Source organism: Pseudomonas sp. PA-4-8C, from assembly GCF_021606625.1.
Classification (GTDB): Bacteria; Pseudomonadota; Gammaproteobacteria; order Pseudomonadales; family Pseudomonadaceae; genus Aquipseudomonas; species Aquipseudomonas lactis.
Genome location: NZ_WKCD01000032.1, coordinates 17,648 through 37,046 on the forward strand (window position 1 = coordinate 17,648; position 19,399 = coordinate 37,046).

Here is a 19,399-nt window from a genome sequence, read left to right on the forward strand (position 1 = left end):
GTGACCTGTGGAAAAGTTTAAAGGCGCCTTGCTGGTAGGTGCTCTTCGGTTGTTTGCCCTGCTGCCCTGGCGCGCCGTACAAGCCGTCGGCACGGGGATCGGCTGGATCATGTGGAAAACCCCCAACCGTTCCCGCGATACCGTGCGGATCAACCTCTCCAAATGCTTCCCGGACATGGACCCTGCAGAGCGCGAGCGCCTGGTGGGCCGCAGCCTGATGGACATCGGCAAGTCCCTCACCGAAAGCGCCTGCGCGTGGATCTGGCCGGCGCAGCGCTCTATCGACCTGGTCCGCGAAGTCGAAGGCCTGGAAGTGCTGCACGAGGCCCTGGCTTCTGGCAAAGGCGTGGTAGGCATCACCAGCCACTTAGGCAACTGGGAAGTGTTGAACCACTTCTATTGCAGCCAGTGCAAACCGATCATTTTCTATCGCCCGCCCAAGCTCAAGGCCGTGGACGAATTGCTGCGCAAACAGCGCGTGCAGTTGGGCAACCGCGTGGCGGCCTCCACCAAGGAAGGCATTCTCAGTGTGATCAAGGAAGTGCGCAAAGGCGGCCAGGTGGGCATTCCTGCCGACCCGGAGCCGGCTGAGTCTGCCGGGATCTTCGTACCGTTTTTTGCCACCCAGGCGCTTACCAGCAAGTTCGTGCCGAACATGCTGGCGGGCCACAAGGCGGTGGGTGTGTTCCTGCATGCCCTGCGGCTGCCGGACGGCTCGGGCTACAAGGTGATCCTGGAAGCGGCGCCGGAGGACATGTACAGCACCGACACCGCGACGTCCTGTGCGGCGATGAGCAAGGTAGTAGAGCGTTATGTCGGCGCTTACCCAAGCCAGTACATGTGGAGCATGAAACGCTTCAAGAAACGCCCACTGGGTGAGGCGCGGTGGTATTGATTCACCGCTGATCTCCTAGCCAATGGAGATCAAATGTGGGAGCTGGCTTGCCTGCGATGGCATCACCTCGGTTTAACTGATAGACCGAGGTGCTGCCATCGCAGGCAAGCCAGCTCCCACAGGGGATTGTTTCAAGCCTGGCGGTCGAGTTTTTTCAGGAACACTGCCATCTCTTTTTCGGCCTGTTTGTCGCCGTGTGCCAAGGCCGCCTCTATGCCTTTTTCCCACGCCTGTCGTGCTGAGGCACTGTCACCCTGCGCCTGATGCGCCTTGCCCAACAACTTCCACGCCGCCGAATACTTAGGATCGAACTCGACGCATCGCTGCAAATGCTCGGCCGCCTTGGCGTTGTTCTTCAGGTCCAGATAACCCTTGCCCAGGCCAAAGCGCAGCAGCGAATTGTCCACGCCCTTGGCGAGCATTTTTTCCAGGGACTCCAGCATCGGTTCACTCCTTGATCAGAAAAAGCTCAACCCCACGTGGAACAGCTTCTCCACATCGCGGATATGTTTTTTATCCACAAGGAACAAAATCACATGGTCTCCGGTGGCGATCACCGTGTCGTCGTGGGCAATGATCACTTCTTCATCGCGAATGATCGCGCCAATGGTGGTGCCCGGCGGCAGGCCGATATCGCGGATGGCCTTGCCAATCACTTTGCTGGACTTCGAGTCACCGTGGGCAATCGCCTCGATGGCCTCCGCAGCACCCCGGCGCAACGAGTGCACACTGACAATGTCGCCGCGGCGTACGTGGGCAAGCAAGGTGCCAATGGTCGCCAACTGCGGGCTGATGGCAATGTCGATATCGCCGCCCTGGATCAGGTCCACATAGGCCGGGTTGTTGATGATGGTCATCACCTTCTTCGCTCCCAACCGCTTGGCCAGCAAGGACGACATGATATTGGCTTCATCATCGTTGGTCAGGGCCAGGAAGATGTCGGCGTCGGCGATGTTCTCTTCCATCAGCAGGTCACGGTCCGAGGCGCTGCCTTGCAGTACAACAGTGCTGTCGAGGGTGTCGGACAAATGCCGGCAACGCGTCGGGCTCATCTCGATGATCTTCACCTGGTAGCGGCTTTCGATGGCTTCGGCCAAACGCTCGCCGATCTGCCCACCGCCGGCGATGACGATACGTTTGTAGCTTTCGTCGAGCCTGCGCATTTCGCTCATGACCGCGCGAATGTTCGCCTTGGCGGCGATAAAAAACACTTCATCGTCAGCCTCGATCACCGTATCGCCCTGGGGCAGGATCGGCCGGTCACGGCGGAAAATCGCGGCCACGCGGGTTTCCACGTTCGGCATGTGCTCGCGCAGCTGGCGCAGTTGCTGGCCCACCAGCGGCCCGCCGTAATAAGCCTTCACGGCCACCAGTTGTGCTTTGCCTTCGGCGAAGTCGATCACCTGAAGCGCACCTGGAATTTCGATCAGGCGCTTGATGTAGTGGGTCACCACCTGTTCCGGGCTGATCAGTACGTCCACCGGAATGGCGTCGTTATCGAACAGACCGGCGCGGGTCAGGTACGCCGCTTCGCGTACCCGAGCGATCTTGGTCGGGGTGTGGAACAGGGTGTGGGCGACCTGGCAGGCGACCATGTTGGTCTCGTCGCTGTTGGTCACGGCCACCAGCATGTCGGCATCGTCGGCACCGGCCTGGCGCAGCACCGTCGGAAACGACGCGCGGCCTTGCACCGTACGGATGTCCAGACGGTCGCCCAGGTCGCGCAAACGCTCGGAATCGGTGTCGACCACGGTGATGTCGTTGGCTTCACCGGCCAAATGTTCGGCCAGCGTGCCACCGACCTGCCCTGCTCCAAGGATGATGATTTTCATCCGGTCACTCCCTTAAAACCATTCAGCCGCGCGCGGCGGCGATCTTGATCAGTTTGGCGTAGTAGAAGCCATCGTGCCCGCCTTCCTGCGCGAGCAGTTGGCGACCGTGGGGCTGCTTGATGCCGGCCGTGGTAGCGAGGTCCAGCTCACGCGCGCCGCTGGTGCGGGCGAGGAAGGCTTGGATGACCTCGGTATTTTCGGTGGGCAAGGTGGAGCAGGTGGCGTAAAGCAGGATGCCGCCGACTTCCAAGGTGGGCCAAAGCGCGTCGAGCAGTTCGCCTTGCAGCACCGCCAAGGCGGCGATGTCGTCGGGCTGGCGGGTCAGCTTGATGTCCGGATGACGGCGGATCACGCCGGTGGCCGAGCAAGGGGCGTCCAGCAGGATGCGCTGGAAGGGCTTGCCGTCCCACCAGGCGGCGGTGTCGCGGCCATCCGCGGCGATCAGCTCGGCGCTCAAGCCCAGGCGCGTGAGGTTTTCCCGCACGCGCACCAGGCGCTTGGCTTCAAGGTCCACCGCGACTACACCAGCCAGGTCTTTTTCCACTTCGAGGATGTGGCAGGTCTTACCGCCGGGCGCGCAGCAGGCATCGAGTACGCGCTGGCCGGGGGCGAGGTCGAGCAAGTCGGCGGCCAACTGCGCGGCTTCGTCCTGCACACTGATCCAACCTTCGGCAAAGCCCGGCAGGCTACGCACATCGGCAGCCGCTTCGAGCACGATGCCGTCCGTGCTGTACACACAGGGCGTGGCGTTGATGCCAGCGTCCGCCAGTAACTGCAAATACGCGTCACGGCTGTGGTGACGACGGTTGACCCGTAGGATCATCGGCGGGTGCGCGTTGTTGGCTGCGCAGATGGCTTCCCATTGCTCAGGCCAAAAGGCCTTCAGGGATTTTTGCAGCCAACGCGGGTGGGCGGTGCGCACCACCGGATCATGTTCCAGCTCGGCCAGCAGGGCTTCGCTTTCGCGCTGGGCGCGGCGCAGCACGGCATTGAGCAGGGCCTTGGCCCAGGGCTTTTTCAACTTGTCGGCGCAACCGACGGTTTCACCGATGGCCGCGTGGGCGGGCACGCGGGTGTAGAGCAATTGGTAGAGACCCACTAGCAACAGCGCCTCGACATCCGCGTCCGCCGCTTTGAACGGTTTTTGCAGCAGCTTGGCGGCCAGCGCAGACAACCGTGGCTGCCAACGGGCGGTGCCAAAGGCCAGGTCCTGGGTAAACCCCCGGTCGCGGTCTTCAACTTTATCCAACTGCGTCGGCAGCGAACTGTTCAGCGAAGCCTTGCCGTTGAGGACGGCGGCAAGAGCCTTGGCGGCGGCCAGACGTGGGTTCATTGAGTGACCACCCCAAGCGTGGTGCCCAAGGCGAATTTCTCACGACGGCTGTTGAACAAATCGCTGAAGTTCAGCGCCTTGCCGCCGGGCAATTGCAGACGCGTCAGGCACAGCGCCTGTTCACCGCAAGCCACCAACAGACCGTCTTTGCTGGCGCCGATGATCTCGCCGGGAGCGCCTGTGCCATCGGCCAGGGTCGCGGCCAACACTTTCAAGGCTTCGCCGTTGAGGGTGCTGTGGCAGATCGGCCATGGGTTGAAGGCACGTACCAGGCGCTCCAGCTCCAGGGCCGGGCGGCTCCAGTCAATGCGCGCTTCGTCCTTGTTCAGCTTATGGGCGTAGGTGGCCAGGCTGTCGTCTTGGACTTCACCTTCCAGGGTGCCGGCAGCGAGGCCGGCGATGGCCTGGATCACAGCGGGCGGGCCTAGCTCAGCGAGGCGGTCGTGCAGGCTGCCGCCGGTGTCCTGGGCGGTGATCGGTGTGGTGACCTTGAGCAGCATCGGCCCAGTATCCAGGCCGGCTTCCATGCGCATCACGGTCACGCCGCTCTCGCTGTCGCCTGCTTCAACGGCGCGTTGAATCGGCGCCGCACCGCGCCAGCGTGGCAGCAGTGAAGCATGGCTGTTGATGCAACCCAGGCGCGGGATATCCAGCACAGCCTGGGGCAGGATCAAGCCGTAGGCCACCACCACCAGCAGGTCCGGCTTCAGCGCGGCCAGTTCGGCCTGGGCCTCGGCGTTACGCAGGGTCGGCGGCTGCAGCACAGGAATGTTGTGCTCCAGCGCCAACTGCTTGACCGCACTCGGCATCAGTTTTTGCCCGCGACCGGCCGGGCGATCCGGCTGGGTGTACACCGCGACGAGGTCATAAGGGCTGGCAAGCAGCGCCTTGAGGTGTTCGGCGGCAAATTCAGGAGTGCCGGCAAAAACAATGCGCAATGGCTCGGTCATGGGAGTTCTCGGTTAAAAACAGTCACAAAAGAAAAAGGCTTGCCGCAGCAAGCCTTTGGAAGAAGGGCATCAGGCTTGCTGGCGATGCTTTTTTTCCAGCTTCTTCTTGATGCGGTCACGCTTGAGCGTGGACAGGTAATCGACGAACAGCTTGCCGTTGAGGTGGTCGCATTCATGCTGGATGCACACCGCCAGCAGGCCTTCGGCAATCAGCTCGAAAGGCTTGCCGTCACGGTCCAGCGCCTTGATCTTCACGCGTAGCGGGCGTTCCACATTCTCGTAGAACTCCGGCACCGACAGGCAGCCTTCCTGGTATTCGCCCATCTCTTCGGTCAGCGGTTCGAACTCAGGGTTGATGTACACCCGAGGTTCGCTGCGGTCTTCCGACAGGTCCATGACCACGACGCGCAGATGCACGTTGACCTGGGTCGCGGCGAGGCCGATGCCCGGGGCTTCATACATTGTTTCAAACATGTCATCGACCAACTGACGAACCTTGTCGTCCACTACGGCCACCGGCTTGGCGATCGTGCGCAGGCGCGAGTCGGGAAATTCGAGGATGTTCAAAATAGCCATAAGCGTAATTGCTGCACATGTGAGGAAGAGACAAATCGGCGGTGGGATGGACCCATACGGCCGGTGTGAAACGCTCGGAAGCCGCGAAGGCCATGGCATTTCACGCGAACGCACATAATAAAGGAGATTCACCCCATGAGGAAATCGCTACTCGTCTTGCTGCTGTGGGCTCCGTTCGCCACGGCATTGATTGTGCAACCCACTGAGCGTCTGGATCAGGCCGCGCAACAGGCCATCCAGCATTTTTTACTGCACAACCGTATTTTTGACTCCCCCCACGACCTGGACAACGCGCCTTACATTATTGCGGCGCAAGGCGGGCGCGTTCTGGGTGCCAACGACGAGCGTGTGCATGCGCGCGGGCATCTGGACCCGGCCCAGCCAAGCTACGGGATATTTCGGCGGGGCAAGGCCTACACCGACCCCCATACCCAAGAGCTGTTGGGCATCAATGCCGACGACATCGGCACTGCGCGCTTTGTGCTTGCCGACAGCCTCACCACCCTGGCAGTGCAACGGGTGACCCAGGAAATTCGCCCAGGCGACCGTTTGTTGCGCGCCGAGCCTCCCGTTGCTTTGGCCAGCCTGGAACCCTGCAAACCTGCACCCTTGATTACAGGGCATATCATCGACATCCCCAAGGGCGTCACGCAGATTGGCGTGCTCGACGCTGTGACCCTCAACAAGGGCCGCCGCGATGGCTTGGTGGAAGGCCAACTGCTCACAGTGATCAAGGCTGGCGCCATCGTGCGAGACGCCCTCACCGGTACGCCCACTCCCCTCCCGGATGAGCGAGCCGGCACCCTGCTGGTGTTTCGCACCTATGAAAAGCTCAGCTATGCCCTGGTGCTCAGTGCTTCACGGTCGTTGGCCGTGCAAGACCGTTTCGAGACGGCTGATCAAGCGCAATAAATAGCCTGCTAAATAAGTTACCAACAGAGTTATCCACAGCTTGTTCCGGTCAAGGATGATCATATGAATCCGATAAACAGTAGCGATATTTCCCCGGCAGAGCTGGAAGCCCGGCTACGCTTGCACAGGCTGCCAGAACTGGGGCCCAAGCGTTTTCACGTGTTGATCGATGCCTTTGGTTGCGCTTCCAAGGCCCTGAGTGCTCCCGCAAGTGCCTGGCGTTCTCTCGGTTTGCCCGCCATCAGCGCAGAGGCCCGACGTAGCCCCAAAGTCCGTGACGGTGCCAGTGAGGCGTTGGCCTGGCTGGCGCGCCCGGCCCAGCATTTGCTGATGTGGGACCAACCGGATTACCCGGCGTTGCTCGCGCAGATCGACGATGCGCCGCCGTTGTTATTCGTTGCGGGCGACCCCGATATTCTGGAAAAACCACAGTTGGCCATGGTCGGTAGCCGGCGTGCCTCGCGCCCGGGCATGGACACGGCAGCGGCCTTTTCCCGCAGCCTGGCGAGCGCCGGTTTTGTCATCACCAGTGGGCTGGCGGTGGGCATTGATGGCGCGGCGCACCAGGCGGCATTGGACGTGGGCGGCCATACCATCGGCGTGCTTGGCACTGGCCTGGAAAATTTTTATCCACAGCGCCATCGCAAGCTTGCTGCGGCGATGATCGCCCAAGGCAGCGCCGTGGTTTCCGAGTTTCCGCTGGATACCGCGCCCCAGGCCGGTAATTTCCCACGGCGCAACCGGATCATCAGCGGGTTGTCGTTAGGCGTACTGGTGGTGGAGGCCAGTATCGCCAGCGGCTCGCTGATCACCGCACGCCTGGCGGCGGAGCAAGGGCGCGAGGTGTATGCGATTCCGGGTTCCATTCACCACCCCGCCGCCAAAGGCTGTCATCAACTGATCCGTGATGGCGCGGTGTTGGTGGAAACCATCGAGCACATACTTGAAGGCTTGCGTGGTTGGCAGCGGTTGTCCCATGCGGCACCGGTGCCCGTAACCCATCCGCTGGTGGCGCTACTGCACGCGGCACCGCATAGCAGCGAAGCCTTGGCGATTGCCAGCGGTCGGCCGTTGTCACAAGTACTGGCCACCCTGACGGAGCTGGAGTTGGAGGGCCAGGTGATTTGCGAAAGCGGGCGCTGGCTGGCGCGGTGTCCGCTTTGGTAGTGGCCCGTTTTTGGCGCTAGGTTTTGTAACGAAGATCGGTAAACTGCCCAGAGCTTTAGTCCGGAGAGTTAACAATGGTCAACAGGTGGCGTGTGCTGGAAGCCGCACGGGAAATTCGCGCAGGCGCAGTGATCGCCTATCCGACCGAAGCGGTCTGGGGCCTGGGCTGCGACCCGTGGAACGAAGAAGCAGTGGATCGGCTGTTGGCGATCAAGAACCGCTCGGTCGACAAAGGCCTGATCCTGGTGGCGGACAATATTCGTCAGTTCGACTTTCTGTTTGAGGATTTCCCGGACACGTGGGTCGAACGCATGGCCAGCACCTGGCCAGGGCCGAATACCTGGCTGGTGCCCCATCAAGACTTGCTGCCCGAATGGGTCACGGGTGTGCACGACACCGTAGCGCTGCGGGTCAGTGATCATCCGTTGGTGAGAGATTTGTGCGCCGAGGTCGGCCCGTTGATTTCCACCTCGGCCAACCCTCAGGGCCGCCCGGCAGCCCGCACGCGCATTCGCGTGGAGCAGTATTTTCGCGGGCAAGTGGACCTGGTGTTGGGCGGCGCCTTGGGTGGGCGCAAGAACCCGAGCCTGATTCGGGATCTGGTGACGGGTGATGTGGTGCGCCCCTCGTAGGTGCAGCTCGTTCCCACGCTCTGCGTGGGAACGCCGCATTGGACGCTCTGGGTCCGCTTGTGACGCAGAGCGTCACGGTATGCATTCCCACGCAGAGCGTGGGTACGATCTTAAGGCAGCAGGATGGTCGATCCAGTCGTGCGCCGCCCCGACAACTCCGTCTGCGCCTTGGCCGCCTCCGCCAGCGAGTAGCGCTGGTTGATATCAATGCGTACCTTGCCACTCTTGATCATCGAAAACAGATCGTCCGCCATCGCCTGCAGGTTCGCCGGATTGTTTGCATAGGTCGCCAAAGTCGGCCGGGTGACGTACAGCGAACCCTTCGCCGACAGAATCCCCAGGTTCACCCCATCCACCGCACCCGACGCGTTGCCGAAGCTCACCACCAGACCCCGTGGCGCCACGCTGTCGAGTGAGGTCAGCCAGGTGTCCTTGCCGACGCCGTCGTACACCACCGGGCATTTCTTGCCGTCAGTTAATTCCAGTACGCGTTGTGCGACATCTTCCTTGCTGTAGTCGATGGTTTCCCAGGCGCCGAGGGATTTGGCCAGGGCGGCTTTTTCCGGCGAACTGACCGTGCCGATCAACTTCACCCCCAGAGCCTTGGCCCATTGGCAGGCCAGGGAACCCACGCCACCGGCGGCGGCGTGGAACAAAATGGTTTCACCGCCTTTGAGCTCATAGGTCTGGCGCAGCAGGTACTGCACGGTCAGGCCTTTGAGCATGGCACCGGCGGCCTGTTCAAAGCTGATCTCATCCGGCAGGTGCACCAGGTTGGCGGCGGGCAACACGTGCGACTCGCTGTAGGCACCCAGCGGGCCGCTGCCGTAGGCCACACGGTCGCCGACTTTGAATTGGCTGACTTCACTGCCAACGGCATCGACTACGCCAGCACCTTCCGCACCCAGACCCGATGGCAGGGCCGGCGGCGCATAGAGGCCACTGCGGAAGTAGGTGTCGATGAAGTTCAGGCCGATCGCCTCGTTGCGCACCCGAACCTGCTGTGGGCCAGGTTCCGCTGGCGTGTAGTCCACATATTCAAGTACGTCGGGGCCGCCATGGGCGCTGAACTGGATACGTTTGGCCATCTGCACTTCTCCTTGGGTTCGAATCTGCGTAGCCCCCTATCGGACTCCTAAGCTTGATCTTCGTCAACTGCCGCGCACCTAAGTGCAGTGGCATCTAAGCGCAGTGGTATCCTGTGCGCCCATTTGCCGCCGACGCCCCATGGGCCTCGCGTAGCTTTGCCCGATTCAAGGTGATGCCATGACTACCCGCACCGAGGCCGTTAAAGCCTACCTGCTTGACCTGCAAGACCGCATTTGCAGCGCCCTGGAAACCTTCGAGACGGACACTCGCTTTATCGAAGACGCCTGGACCCGGCCAGCCGGCGGTGGCGGTCGCACCCGTGTGATGGAAAACGGTTCGGTGATCGAAAAAGGCGGCGTCAACTTTTCCCACGTGTTCGGCAGCGGTTTACCACCGTCTGCCAGTGCCCATCGCCCCGAGCTGGCCGGCCGTGGGTTTGAAGCGCTTGGCGTGTCACTGGTGATCCATCCGCATAACCCGCATGTACCGACTTCCCACGCCAATGTGCGGTTTTTCATCGCTGAAAAAGAAGGCGAAGAACCGGTGTGGTGGTTCGGGGGTGGCTTCGATCTCACCCCGTATTACGGCAATGAAGAAGACTGCATTCACTGGCACCGCGTGGCCGAGCAGGCCTGTGCGCCGTTTGGCCCGGATGTGTACGCACGCTACAAGGCCTGGTGTGACACCTACTTCCACATCAAACATCGCAACGAGCCCCGTGGCATCGGTGGGTTGTTCTTCGATGACTTGAACGAGTGGGGCTTCGACACCTGCTTCGCCTTCATCCGCGCCATCGGCGATGCCTACATCGACGCCTACCTGCCGATTGTGCAGCGTCGCAAGGCCATGGCGTACACCGAGCAACAGCGCCAGTTCCAGGAGTTCCGCCGGGGCCGCTACGTTGAGTTCAACTTGGTCTATGACCGTGGCACGCTGTTCGGCCTGCAATCGGGCGGGCGTACGGAGTCGATCTTGATGTCGCTGCCACCCCAGGTACGCTGGAGCTACGACTGGAAGGCCGAAGCTGGCAGCGAAGAGGCGCGCCTTACCGACTATTTCCTGCAAGACCGTGACTGGCTCGGCGTTGCCGCGCCCAAGGCGGCGGTGTGATGGACCGTTATGTCGTGTTCGGCAACCCCATCGGCCACAGCAAATCGCCGCTGATTCACCGTCTGTTCGCCGCCCAGACCGGCGAGCAGTTGGACTACAGCACGATGCTCGCGCCGTTGGAGGACTTCACCGCCTGTGCCCGTGAGTTTTTCCAACAAGGTCGTGGTGCCAACGTGACCGTGCCGTTCAAGGAGGAGGCCTACCGTTTGGCCAATACCCTCACCGAACGAGCCCAGCGCGCCGGTGCCGTGAACACTTTGAGCAAATTGGCTGACGGCACGTTGTTGGGCGACAACACCGACGGCGGGGGCCTGGTGCGCGACTTGACGGTCAATGCCGGGCTGGCCCTGCAAGGCAAACGCATTCTGTTATTGGGCGCCGGTGGCGCGGTGCGCGGTGCGCTGGAGCCGTTGCTGGCGCAGCAACCCTCGTCGTTGATCATCGCCAACCGCACCGTGGAAAAGGCCGAGCGGCTGGCTGAGCTGTTCGATGACCTGGGCCCGGTGTCTGCCAGTGGTTTCGACTGGTTGCGTGAGCCGGTGGACGTGATCATCAATGCCACGTCGGCCAGCCTGTCAGGCGATGTACCGCCGATTGCCGGCAGCCTGATCGAGTCGGGCAAGACCTTCTGCTACGACATGATGTACGCCAAGGAACCCACTGCATTCTGCCGCTGGGCGAGCGAGCAAGGCGCGGCGGTGGCGATGGATGGCCTGGGCATGCTGGTGGAGCAAGCGGCGGAAGCCTTCTTGCTGTGGCGCGGCGTGCGTCCGGATTCGGGCCCCGTACTGGCCGAACTGCGCCGGCAATTGGCCTGATTCCACACTCTGATGTGGGCACCGTTAATGTGGGAGCTGGCTTGCCTGCGATAGCAATAGGTCAGTTACCCATGTGCTGGCTGACCCACCGCTATCGCAGGCAAGCCAGCTCCCACAGTTTTGATCGGGTTCAGTCTTCAAAGTCGATGGGGCAGTTATCGGGCCCGTCGAGCTTTTTCAGCTCATCAACCACCTGCGGCCTGGCCCCACGCAACGTCAAGCTACGCCCCAACCCCGCCAACCGGCGCGCCTCCTGATGCAGCATCTCCACCCCGGAATAGTCGATAAAGTTGATCTGCTGCGCCTCGATCACCACCCGCTCGCCCTGCAAGCGCTGCAGGCGCACTTGCAGGTAATGGCTGGCGCCAAAAAAGATCGAGCCGCCCACCCGCAACACATCCGCCTCACCGTCGCGCCAGTGTTGAACCCGTGGCTGCGACGTGCGCTTGAGGTAGAAAAACAGCGACGCCAGCACCCCGGCATAGATGGCCGTTTGCAGCTCCAACAATAAGGTGGCGACGCAGGTCAGGCTCATCACCACGAATTCGGCACGGCTGACCCGGAACAGCGCGCGAATGCCGCGGTGGTCCACCAGCCCCCAGCAAATCAGCAGGATGCTCGCCGCCATGCTCGGGATCGGAATATGCGCGATCAACGCTGCGCCAAATAACGCGAATAACGCCACCCACAGGGCCGAAAACACCCCCGCCAGCGGCGAACAGGCGCCCGCCTCGTAACTGAGGCCCGAGCGGGTGAATGATCCGGCTGACAGGTAGCCGGAAAAAAATCCGCCGACGATGTTGGATAAACCCTGGGCGCGAACTTCCTGGTTGGCGTCGAGCAGTTGTTGCGAGCGGGCCGACAGCGAGCGGGCAATCGACAGGCTGGTCACCAACCCCAGCATGCCCACAGCCACGGCACTGGGCAGCAGGCGCAGCACCAGGTCCAGGTCCATCGGCAACGGGCTGAACGGCGGCAGTTTGCCGATGAACGAACTGACCCGCGCCACATGCCCGAACATCGCCGGCCACAACCATGCCACCAGGCTGCCCAGCACCAAGGCTATCAACAGTGTGGGCCAGCGTGGCACCAGGTACTTGAGCAACATGCCTGCCAGCAACGTCCCCAGCCCCAGGGCCAGGGATGCCTGATCCCACTCGCCACGATGATCGATCAGCGCCAGTAGACCGTTGATGGCCGTGGCCTGGCTGGGCAAATCCAACCCGAGCAGGTTGGGCAGTTGCCCCAGGGCAATCACCACAGCGGCGCCCAGGGTGAAACCCAGCACCACCGAATGGGAGACAAAGTTCACCAGGGCGCCGAAGCGCAGCAGGCCGAGCAACCACTGGAATACGCCCGCGAGGAGGGTCAGCAACAGAATGAGGGTGATGTAGTCCTGGGAGCCGGGCACGGCCAATGGGCTGACGCTGGCGTAAAGCACGATGGAGATGGCGGCCGTGGGCCCGCAGATCAGGTGCCAGGACGAGCCCCACAGGCAAGCGATCAATACCGGAATGATGGCGGCGTAGAGCCCGTATTCGGGTGGGAGACCTGCGATCAATGCGTAGGCAATTGACTGCGGCAGCGCAAGCACCGCGCCGCTGAGGCCGACGATGGCATCCCGGCCGACGCTGGCGCGGGTTTGGCGCGGCAGCCAGCGCAGGAAGGGCAAGAGTGTATGGCGGGTGGGCCGGGGCATCGCAGGCTCGGGTAAAGGGTTTTGGCAAGAGTATCAATATGCATGGGTACGTGTGGGAGCTGGGTTGCCTGCGATGCTGGCGCCTCGGTGCGACAGGCATACCGGGGTGATGCTATCGCAGGCAAGCCAGTTCCCACAGGGGGCAGCGGCAAGCGTCAGAGTTTGGCCTTTACCGCCGGCAACGCCTCCTGGCCATCCAGGGTTTTCACGCCCTCCAGCCACTGGTCCAGCACCGCCGGGTTGGCCTTGATCCACGCCTTCGCCGCCTGCGCATTGCTGACCTTGTTGTTGGCCACGTCGGCCATGATGCTGTTCTCCATGGCCTGGGTGAAACTCAGGTTGGTCAGCAGTTTCCCGACATTGGGGCAGGCTTGTGCGTAACCCTTGCGGGTCAGGGTATACACGCTGCCGGTAGCGCCAAAGTACTGCTCGCCGCCTTTGAGGTAACGCATTTTCAGTTGCACGTTCATCGGGTGTGGGGTCCAGCCGAGGAAGGTGATGAAACGCTGTTTCTTCACCGCTCGCGAGACCTCTGCGAGCATCGCTTGTTCGCTGGACTCGATCAGCTTCCATTGCCCCAGGTCGAAGTCATTTTTCTTGATGATCTCCTGCAAGGAGATATTGGCCGGCGCGCCGGAGCCAATGCCGTAGATCTTCTTGTCGAACTTGTCGGCAAACTTGTTCAGGTCGGCGAAGTCATGCACCCCGGCTTCCCACACATAGTCCGGCACCGCGAGGGTGAACTCGGTGCCCTCCAGGTTCTTCGCCAGTTGCACCACATCGCCGTTGGCCACGAACTTGTCGTAGAAGCCTTGCTGCGCCGGCATCCAGTTGCCGAGGAAGACATCCACCTGGCCGTCTTTCAGCCCGCCGAAGGTGATCGGCACCGCCAAGGTGTCGACCTTGGGTTGGTAGCCCATGCCCGTCAGCAAGAAACTGGTGATGGCGTTGGTGGCGGCAATGTCGCTCCAGCCTGGATCGGCCATCTTCACCGTTTCGCAGCGAGTGTCTGCGTACACCTGGGCGCTGCTGAGCACCACCAAACTCAGTACCACGGTCAACTTTTGCATGGCCTTCCCTCTGTCTACTTATTGGTTTTGGCAGGGTTGTGGAAAACGTGCCTTGCGCTCCAGGTCATCAAGGTCGATATGGTTGCGCATGTACTGCTGACTGGCGTCTACCAGTGGCTGGTGATCCCAGCTCTTGAGTTTGCCTTGGGTCAGCGCTTCAAACACCAGGCGGCGACGGCGTTGGCTGGCGAGCACCTGTTGATGGATCGCCGGGATGTCCCATTTAGCCCGCGCTTCACGCAAGAACGCCTCGAACAACGGACGATGTTCGGCGCACTGGCTGAGGTTTTCCTGCTCGCGCGGGTCGTTGTGCACATCGAACAACAAGCAAGGGTCGTCTTCGCTGTAGATGAATTTGTAGGCGCCCCGGCGAATCATCATCAACGGGCTTATGGTGCCTTCGGCCATGTATTCGCCAAACACTTCGTCATGCCCGCCCTGCCCTTGCAAGTGCGGGACCAGTGAGCGGCCGTCCAGCGGCAAGTGCGGGTCCAGTTCGCCACCGGCCAATTCCACCAGGGTCGGCAACAAGTCGGCGGTCGACACGGCCTGGGTGACGCGGCCAGCGGCGAACTGCCCCGGCGCACTGACCAGCAGCGGCACGCGGGCGGCCATTTCAAACCAGTGCATTTTGTACCAGAGGCCGCGCTCGCCAAGCATGTCGCCGTGGTCGCCGGAGAAAATGATCAGGGTGTCGGCGGCCAGGCCGGTGTCTTCCAGGGTCTGCAGCAGCTTGCCGACGTTGCTGTCGATGTAGCTGCAGGCACCGAAGTAGGCGCGGCGGGCGTCGCGGATCTTATCCACCGGCAGCGGTTTGTCCCACAAGTCATAGACCTTGAGCAGCCGCTGGGAATGCGGGTCAAGGTCGGCCTGGGGCGGCGTCGCGGGCATTGGAATCTCGGTGTCGGCGTACAGGTCCCAGAACGGCTTGGGAATGGTGTACGGGTCGTGGGGATGGGTCATCGACACGGTCAGGCAGAACGGCTGGTCGCGCTCCTCGCGGATGTGATCAAACAGATATTGCTGAGCCTTGAACACCACCTCTTCGTCGAAATCCAGCTGGTTGGTGCGCACACACGGGCCGGCTTGCAGTACCGAGGACATGTTGTGATACCAGGTAGGGCGTACGTCTGGTTCGTCCCAGTTCACCGCCCAGCCATAGTCGGCGGGGTAGATGTCGCTGGTCAGGCGTTCCTCATAGCCGTGCAACTGGTCGGGGCCGCAGAAGTGCATCTTGCCCGACAGCGCAGTGCGGTAGCCGAGGCGACGCAGGTAGTGGGCATAGGTCGGTACATCGGCGGGGAAATCGGCGGCGTTGTCGTAGGCGCCGATCTTGCTCGGCAATTGGCCACTTACCAAGGTGAAGCGCGACGGTGCGCACAATGGGCTGTTGCAATAGGCGGCGTCGAACACCACACCTTGTGCCGCCAGGCGGCTGAGGTTGGGCAGCTTGATCGGGGAAGGCCCGTAGAACGGCAGCATCGGCGCGGCCATCTGATCGGCCATGATGAAAAGAATGTTCTTGCGCTTCATGGTTTCTCGGCATTCCATAGGCGGTGTTTATGCGAATGAGCATGCGGTCCATCAATACATGGGTAAAGCCCATGCGCGGCAATGACTAGGATAAGTTGAGCTTATGTATGAAGCGCTGGGTGACCTCTCTCTCGATTTGCTGCGCGCCTTTGAGGCAGCGGCACGCCATCGCAGTTTCACCGCTGCCGCGATGGAACTGGGCACCACCCAACCGGCGGTCAGCCAGCAGATCAAACGCCTCGAAGAGCAACTGGCGATCCGCCTGTTTGACCGCATTTATCGCGGCATTGAACTGACCGACGCTGGCGCCCTGCTGTTCGAGCATGTGCAAGGCGGCCTGCAGAACATCAACCAGGGCCTCGGCGCCATTACTCAACAAAGCCAGCATGAAGTGCTGCAAGTCGCCACTGACTTCGCCTTCGCTGCCTATTGGCTGATGCCGCGCCTGCATCGCTTCCACCAGGCCAACCCGCAGGTGGATGTCAGCCTGGTCACCAGTGAGCGCAACCACGCCACTCTGCGCAGCGATATTGATGTGGCGGTGTTGTTCGGCGATGGCCGTTTCAAGCAGGGCGAGAGCCTGTGGTTGTTCAATGAGGAGGTGTTTCCGGTGTGCAGCCCGCAGTGGCTCAAGGAGCAAGCTGCGCCCCTGACGGTGCAGACCTTGCAAGGCTGCCCGTTGCTGCACCTGCGCCAGGAAAACAACAGCCAGTGGTTCGACTGGAACGGCGTATTCCGCGAACTGGGTATCACCGCTGCGCCGACCCCTGGGCAATTGCGCTTCGACAACTACACCTTGCTGATCCAGGCCGCGATTGCCGGCCAGGGTGTCGCCATCGGCTGGCGCCACCTGGTGGATAACCTGCTGGAGCAGAATTGGTTGTGCCGACCGATCAGCCCCACGGTGACGTCGCGATTTGGCTATTACGTGGTGCAGCCCCAGCGCAAACGCCGTGGTCAGTTGGTGGACCGCTTTGTCGAGTGGCTGGTGGCGGAACAGGCCAGCAGTGCGCAGTCGTTGACCGGGCTGGCCCTGCCGTCGATTGCGGTCTAGGATCGGCGCACAGTGGAACCGGAGTCAGTCATGCAACGTATCAAGGGCTACCACGCCCATATCTACTTCGACGCCAGTACGATCGAGCAGGCGCGCACGCTCTGTGAAGACGCCGCCAGGCTGTTCCCGTTGCGCATGGGCCGCGTGCATGAGCGGCCGGTGGGCCCGCACCCGGATTGGAGTTGCCAACTGGCGTTCGAGCCGGAATATATCGGCGTGGTATTGCCGTGGCTGGCGCTGCACCGCAATGGTTTGGTGGTGTTCCTGCACCCGGAAACCGGTGATGACCTCAAGGACCACACCGATTACGCCATTTGGATGGGTGCGATGCGCGAGCTGGACCTGTCGATTTTTTAAGCGTTCTTACCCGTTAAACCCGCGTCTTTCCCTAAGTAAAAACAGGAAGAGTTGTAGGATTTATCTTGCCTTGTCTCATTATATGGGATTGATATTTATATATTGAGATGTTCTGCGCCGTAGGTTTATATTCGCCCATCTGCTTTTTTCAGCACCCACTCATTTCAGGTGAAGCGATGCAGGCGCAATTGATCGCGCTCGATTGGGGGACCAGCTCCCTTCGTGCTTACAAACTCGGCCCCGCGGGCGTTGTGCTGGAACAGCGCTCGCTGGCTACCGGCATCATGCACTTGCCCACAGAGCCTCGGGAAATTGCCGGTGTGCTGTGCACCGACGGCTTTGAACTGGCGTTCGATAGCGCCTGCGGCGATTGGCTCGACGCCCAGCCCAGGCTGCCAGTGATCGCGTGCGGCATGGTCGGCAGCGCACAGGGTTGGAGCGAGGCGGCCTATCGCAGCACGCCCGTGGATGTCGCCAGCCTTGGCCAGGCGTTGCATGGCATACGCAGCCTGCGCGGGGTGCAGGTGCACATCGTGCCGGGGGTGATCGAGCAAGTGGGGCTGCCCAATGTGATGCGCGGCGAAGAAACCCAAGTGCTCGGCGTACTGCAAGGGCTTGGGCCCAAGGTGCTGATCGGCCTGCCCGGCAGCCATTCCAAATGGGTCGAGGTGGTGGAAGGCCGCATTACCCATTTCGATACCTTCATGACCGGCGAAGTGTTTGCGGTGTTGAGCAAGCACAGCATTCTGGGGCGCACCCAACAGGCCAGCGAACAGTTCCAGGCCGAGGCGTTTGATCGAGGCGTGCACGTGGCGCTGTCCAACGACGGCCAGCGTGGCGTGCTCTCAACCCTGTTCAGTGCCCGTACCCTTGGGCTCACTGCGCAGCTGGCGCCCGACCAGCAACCCGATTACCTGTCCGGCTTGCTCATCGGCCATGAACTCGTCGGCCTGCCAGATTCCGCCAAACACCAGCCGATCATCCTGGTCGGCGCTGCTCCACTCTGCGCCCGCTATCAACGCGCCCTCGCCCTTTGCGGCTTTGTCCACGTCAGCCTGGCGCAAGAAGCCACCGAGCGTGGCCTGTGGCAACTGGCGCAAGCCGCCGGGCTTACTCGACCTTTACTGGAGGCCTGACATGCTCAAGCAAGCACTCGCACAAAACGGTTTGATCGCCATCCTGCGCGGCCTACGCCCCGACGAAGCCCAGGCGGTCGGCCAAGTGCTGTACGACGCGGGTTTTCGCGTGATCGAAGTGCCGCTCAACTCGCCAGACCCTTACACCAGCATCCGCACCCTGCGCGACAGCTTGCCCGCCGATTGCCTGATCGGTGCTGGCACGGTGTTGACGCCTGAGCAGGTCGAGCAGGTCAAGGCGGCCGGAGGCCAGGTGATCGTCATGCCCCACAGCGATGCCAAGGTGTTGCGTGCGGCCAAAGCGGCGGGCCTGTATTTGTCCCCTGGGGTAGCCACGCCCACCGAAGCCTTTGCCGCACTGGCCGAAGGCGCCGATGTGTTGAAGCTGTTCCCGGCCGAGCAAATGGGCCCTTCAGTGATCAAGGCATGGCTGGCGGTATTGCCGGCGGGCACGTTGCTGCTGCCGGTGGGCGGCATCACCCCGGACAACATGCAGGTGTTTACCGACGCCGGCGCCAAGGGCTTCGGATTGGGTTCCGGGCTGTTCAAGCCGGGCATGACAGTGGATCAGGTTGCGAGCCGTGCCCAGGCGTATGTCGCCGCCTGGAAAGCCCTCGGCTGAGAGCACATTCCGCGCCCACAGGCGCTGCATCTATAAGAGAGACAAGAGATGAAAATCACCAAACTGACGACCTTTATCGTTCCGCCGCGCTGGTGCTTCCTCAAGGTCGAAACCGACCAGGGTGTGACCGGCTGGGGTGAGCCTGTGGTCGAGGGCCGCGCTCACACGGTGGCCGCTGCCGTCGAAGAACTGTCCGACTACCTGATCGGCAAAGACCCACGCAACATCGAAGATATCTGGACCGTGCTCTATCGCGGCGGCTTCTACCGAGGCGGCGCGGTGCACATGAGCGCCCTCGCCGGCATCGACCAGGCGTTGTGGGACATCAAGGGCAAGGCCCTCGGTGTGTCGGTCAGCGATCTGCTGGGCGGCCAGGTGCGCGACAAAATCCGCGTGTATTCATGGATCGGCGGTGACCGCCCTGCCGACACCGCCCGTGCTGCCAAAGAGGCGGGGGCCCGGGGCGTCACCGCTTTCTCTTTTACACCTCTCCCAGCCCCCCCGACTGTCGCTGGTTTCTCGTATGCCCTCTTCTTTTTTTAAAAAAAAAAAAATATGCCGTTGTCGTCTTCTCAACCTCATTGTTTGTCTTATATATACTTATACTCTCTTGT

19 protein-coding genes and 1 pseudogene are annotated in these 19,399 nt (G+C 61.7%); 11 read left to right on the plus strand and 9 right to left on the minus strand.

Going from position 1 to position 19,399, the window contains the following annotated elements; translation table 11 throughout:
• Positions 1-7 precede the first annotated feature (7 nt).
• Positions 8-895, plus strand: coding sequence for a lysophospholipid acyltransferase (locus GIW04_RS08395; protein WP_003187267.1), 888 nt, complete (start codon positions 8-10; stop codon positions 893-895).
• Positions 896-1,026: 131 nt separating this feature from the next.
• Here the strand turns inward: GIW04_RS08395 and GIW04_RS08400 are convergent, their stop codons facing one another.
• The 5 genes from GIW04_RS08400 to def all read right to left on the minus strand — a co-directional run bounded on the left by GIW04_RS08400 (position 1,027) and on the right by def (position 5,586).
• Entirely contained in the window at positions 1,027-1,338 is a 312-nt protein-coding gene (locus tag GIW04_RS08400) for a tetratricopeptide repeat protein (RefSeq protein WP_034134127.1), read from the minus strand.
• Positions 1,339-1,353: 15 nt separating this feature from the next.
• Positions 1,354-2,727, minus strand: a complete 1,374-nt coding sequence (trkA, locus tag GIW04_RS08405; RefSeq protein ID WP_003187270.1) for a Trk system potassium transporter TrkA — start codon at positions 2,725-2,727, stop codon at positions 1,354-1,356.
• 22 nt (positions 2,728-2,749) lie between these two features.
• Positions 2,750-4,060, minus strand: a complete 1,311-nt coding sequence (gene rsmB, locus GIW04_RS08410; RefSeq protein ID WP_003187271.1) for a 16S rRNA (cytosine(967)-C(5))-methyltransferase RsmB — start codon at positions 4,058-4,060, stop codon at positions 2,750-2,752.
• Complete coding sequence (fmt, locus tag GIW04_RS08415; protein WP_120247403.1) at positions 4,057-5,010, minus strand: methionyl-tRNA formyltransferase; 954 nt, start codon at positions 5,008-5,010, stop codon at positions 4,057-4,059. The genes rsmB and fmt overlap by 4 nt, the downstream gene beginning before the upstream one ends.
• A gap of 69 nt (positions 5,011-5,079) precedes the next feature.
• Entirely contained in the window at positions 5,080-5,586 is a 507-nt protein-coding gene (gene def / locus GIW04_RS08420) for a peptide deformylase (RefSeq protein ID WP_003187273.1), read from the minus strand.
• A gap of 135 nt (positions 5,587-5,721) precedes the next feature.
• Between def and GIW04_RS08425 the strand changes: the two genes are divergently transcribed.
• From GIW04_RS08425 to GIW04_RS08435, 3 genes are all read left to right on the plus strand, one after another.
• Positions 5,722-6,498, plus strand: coding sequence for a peptidoglycan-binding protein (locus tag GIW04_RS08425; protein WP_120247402.1), 777 nt, complete (start codon positions 5,722-5,724; stop codon positions 6,496-6,498).
• A gap of 63 nt (positions 6,499-6,561) precedes the next feature.
• Complete coding sequence (gene dprA / locus GIW04_RS08430; RefSeq protein ID WP_120247401.1) at positions 6,562-7,665, plus strand: DNA-processing protein DprA; 1,104 nt, start codon at positions 6,562-6,564, stop codon at positions 7,663-7,665.
• 74 nt (positions 7,666-7,739) lie between these two features.
• Positions 7,740-8,297: an L-threonylcarbamoyladenylate synthase gene (locus GIW04_RS08435; RefSeq protein WP_003187278.1), complete on the plus strand. Its 558-nt coding sequence runs from the start codon at positions 7,740-7,742 to the stop codon at positions 8,295-8,297.
• A gap of 110 nt (positions 8,298-8,407) precedes the next feature.
• On the opposite strand, the gene GIW04_RS08440 is transcribed toward GIW04_RS08435, so the two are convergent.
• On the minus strand, positions 8,408-9,385 hold the full coding sequence (locus tag GIW04_RS08440) for a quinone oxidoreductase family protein (RefSeq protein WP_034134131.1): 978 nt from the start codon (positions 9,383-9,385) through the stop codon (positions 8,408-8,410).
• A gap of 178 nt (positions 9,386-9,563) precedes the next feature.
• Between GIW04_RS08440 and hemF the strand changes: the two genes are divergently transcribed.
• Positions 9,564-10,496 (plus strand): oxygen-dependent coproporphyrinogen oxidase, encoded by a 933-nt coding sequence (hemF, locus tag GIW04_RS08445; RefSeq protein ID WP_003187281.1) that lies wholly within the window; start codon positions 9,564-9,566, stop codon positions 10,494-10,496.
• Positions 10,496-11,314: a shikimate dehydrogenase gene (gene aroE, locus GIW04_RS08450; RefSeq protein WP_120247400.1), complete on the plus strand. Its 819-nt coding sequence runs from the start codon at positions 10,496-10,498 to the stop codon at positions 11,312-11,314. Before hemF ends, aroE begins: the two co-directional genes overlap by 1 nt.
• Positions 11,315-11,444: 130 nt before the next feature.
• On the opposite strand, the gene GIW04_RS08455 is transcribed toward aroE, so the two are convergent.
• The 3 genes from GIW04_RS08455 to betC form a co-directional block, all read right to left on the minus strand.
• Entirely contained in the window at positions 11,445-13,013 is a 1,569-nt protein-coding gene (locus tag GIW04_RS08455) for a SulP family inorganic anion transporter (protein WP_034134134.1), read from the minus strand.
• Between the two features lie 155 nt (positions 13,014-13,168).
• Entirely contained in the window at positions 13,169-14,083 is a 915-nt protein-coding gene (gene choX / locus GIW04_RS08460) for a choline ABC transporter substrate-binding protein (protein WP_003187286.1), read from the minus strand.
• Between the two features lie 18 nt (positions 14,084-14,101).
• Positions 14,102-15,616, minus strand: coding sequence for a choline-sulfatase (gene betC / locus GIW04_RS08465; RefSeq protein WP_120247399.1), 1,515 nt, complete (start codon positions 15,614-15,616; stop codon positions 14,102-14,104).
• Between the two features lie 103 nt (positions 15,617-15,719).
• Between betC and GIW04_RS08470 the strand changes: the two genes are divergently transcribed.
• The 5 genes and pseudogenes from GIW04_RS08470 to GIW04_RS08490 form a co-directional block, all read left to right on the plus strand.
• The gene (locus GIW04_RS08470; RefSeq protein WP_003187289.1) at positions 15,720-16,670 is read left to right on the plus strand and encodes a choline sulfate utilization transcriptional regulator; all 951 of its coding nucleotides are present in this window, start codon (positions 15,720-15,722) and stop codon (positions 16,668-16,670) included.
• A 30-nt stretch (positions 16,671-16,700) separates the two neighbouring features.
• A complete protein-coding gene (locus GIW04_RS08475; protein ID WP_003187292.1) occupies positions 16,701-17,027 on the plus strand; it encodes a DOPA 4,5-dioxygenase family protein in 327 nt (108 codons plus the stop codon).
• 176 nt (positions 17,028-17,203) lie between these two features.
• Positions 17,204-18,163: a 2-dehydro-3-deoxygalactonokinase gene (locus GIW04_RS08480; RefSeq protein ID WP_120247398.1), complete on the plus strand. Its 960-nt coding sequence runs from the start codon at positions 17,204-17,206 to the stop codon at positions 18,161-18,163.
• A 1-nt stretch (position 18,164) separates the two neighbouring features.
• Positions 18,165-18,785: a 2-dehydro-3-deoxy-6-phosphogalactonate aldolase gene (locus GIW04_RS08485; RefSeq protein ID WP_003187296.1), complete on the plus strand. Its 621-nt coding sequence runs from the start codon at positions 18,165-18,167 to the stop codon at positions 18,783-18,785.
• Between the two features lie 48 nt (positions 18,786-18,833).
• Positions 18,834-19,259: pseudogene (locus GIW04_RS08490) on the plus strand (galactonate dehydratase); the annotation flags it as partial.
• Positions 19,260-19,399 lie beyond the last annotated feature (140 nt).

Excerpts from the sequence above, each read along its gene's own strand:
- GIW04_RS08400 (WP_034134127.1), bottom strand. The coding sequence starts at position 1,338 with ATGCTGGAGTCCCTGGAAAAAATGCTCGCCAAGGGCGTGGACAATTCG.
- trkA (WP_003187270.1), bottom strand. The coding sequence starts at position 2,727 with ATGAAAATCATCATCCTTGGAGCAGGGCAGGTCGGTGGCACGCTGGCC.
- rsmB (WP_003187271.1), bottom strand. The coding sequence starts at position 4,060 with ATGAACCCACGTCTGGCCGCCGCCAAGGCTCTTGCCGCCGTCCTCAAC.
- fmt (WP_120247403.1), bottom strand. The coding sequence starts at position 5,010 with ATGACCGAGCCATTGCGCATTGTTTTTGCCGGCACTCCTGAATTTGCC.
- def (WP_003187273.1), bottom strand. The coding sequence starts at position 5,586 with ATGGCTATTTTGAACATCCTCGAATTTCCCGACTCGCGCCTGCGCACG.
- GIW04_RS08425 (WP_120247402.1), top strand. The coding sequence starts at position 5,722 with ATGAGGAAATCGCTACTCGTCTTGCTGCTGTGGGCTCCGTTCGCCACG.
- dprA (WP_120247401.1), top strand. The coding sequence starts at position 6,562 with ATGAATCCGATAAACAGTAGCGATATTTCCCCGGCAGAGCTGGAAGCC.
- GIW04_RS08435 (WP_003187278.1), top strand. The coding sequence starts at position 7,740 with ATGGTCAACAGGTGGCGTGTGCTGGAAGCCGCACGGGAAATTCGCGCA.
- GIW04_RS08440 (WP_034134131.1), bottom strand. The coding sequence starts at position 9,385 with ATGGCCAAACGTATCCAGTTCAGCGCCCATGGCGGCCCCGACGTACTT.
- hemF (WP_003187281.1), top strand. The coding sequence starts at position 9,564 with ATGACTACCCGCACCGAGGCCGTTAAAGCCTACCTGCTTGACCTGCAA.
- aroE (WP_120247400.1), top strand. The coding sequence starts at position 10,496 with ATGGACCGTTATGTCGTGTTCGGCAACCCCATCGGCCACAGCAAATCG.
- GIW04_RS08455 (WP_034134134.1), bottom strand. The coding sequence starts at position 13,013 with ATGCCCCGGCCCACCCGCCATACACTCTTGCCCTTCCTGCGCTGGCTG.
- choX (WP_003187286.1), bottom strand. The coding sequence starts at position 14,083 with ATGCAAAAGTTGACCGTGGTACTGAGTTTGGTGGTGCTCAGCAGCGCC.
- betC (WP_120247399.1), bottom strand. The coding sequence starts at position 15,616 with ATGAAGCGCAAGAACATTCTTTTCATCATGGCCGATCAGATGGCCGCG.
- GIW04_RS08470 (WP_003187289.1), top strand. The coding sequence starts at position 15,720 with ATGTATGAAGCGCTGGGTGACCTCTCTCTCGATTTGCTGCGCGCCTTT.
- GIW04_RS08475 (WP_003187292.1), top strand. The coding sequence starts at position 16,701 with ATGCAACGTATCAAGGGCTACCACGCCCATATCTACTTCGACGCCAGT.
- GIW04_RS08480 (WP_120247398.1), top strand. The coding sequence starts at position 17,204 with ATGCAGGCGCAATTGATCGCGCTCGATTGGGGGACCAGCTCCCTTCGT.
- GIW04_RS08485 (WP_003187296.1), top strand. The coding sequence starts at position 18,165 with ATGCTCAAGCAAGCACTCGCACAAAACGGTTTGATCGCCATCCTGCGC.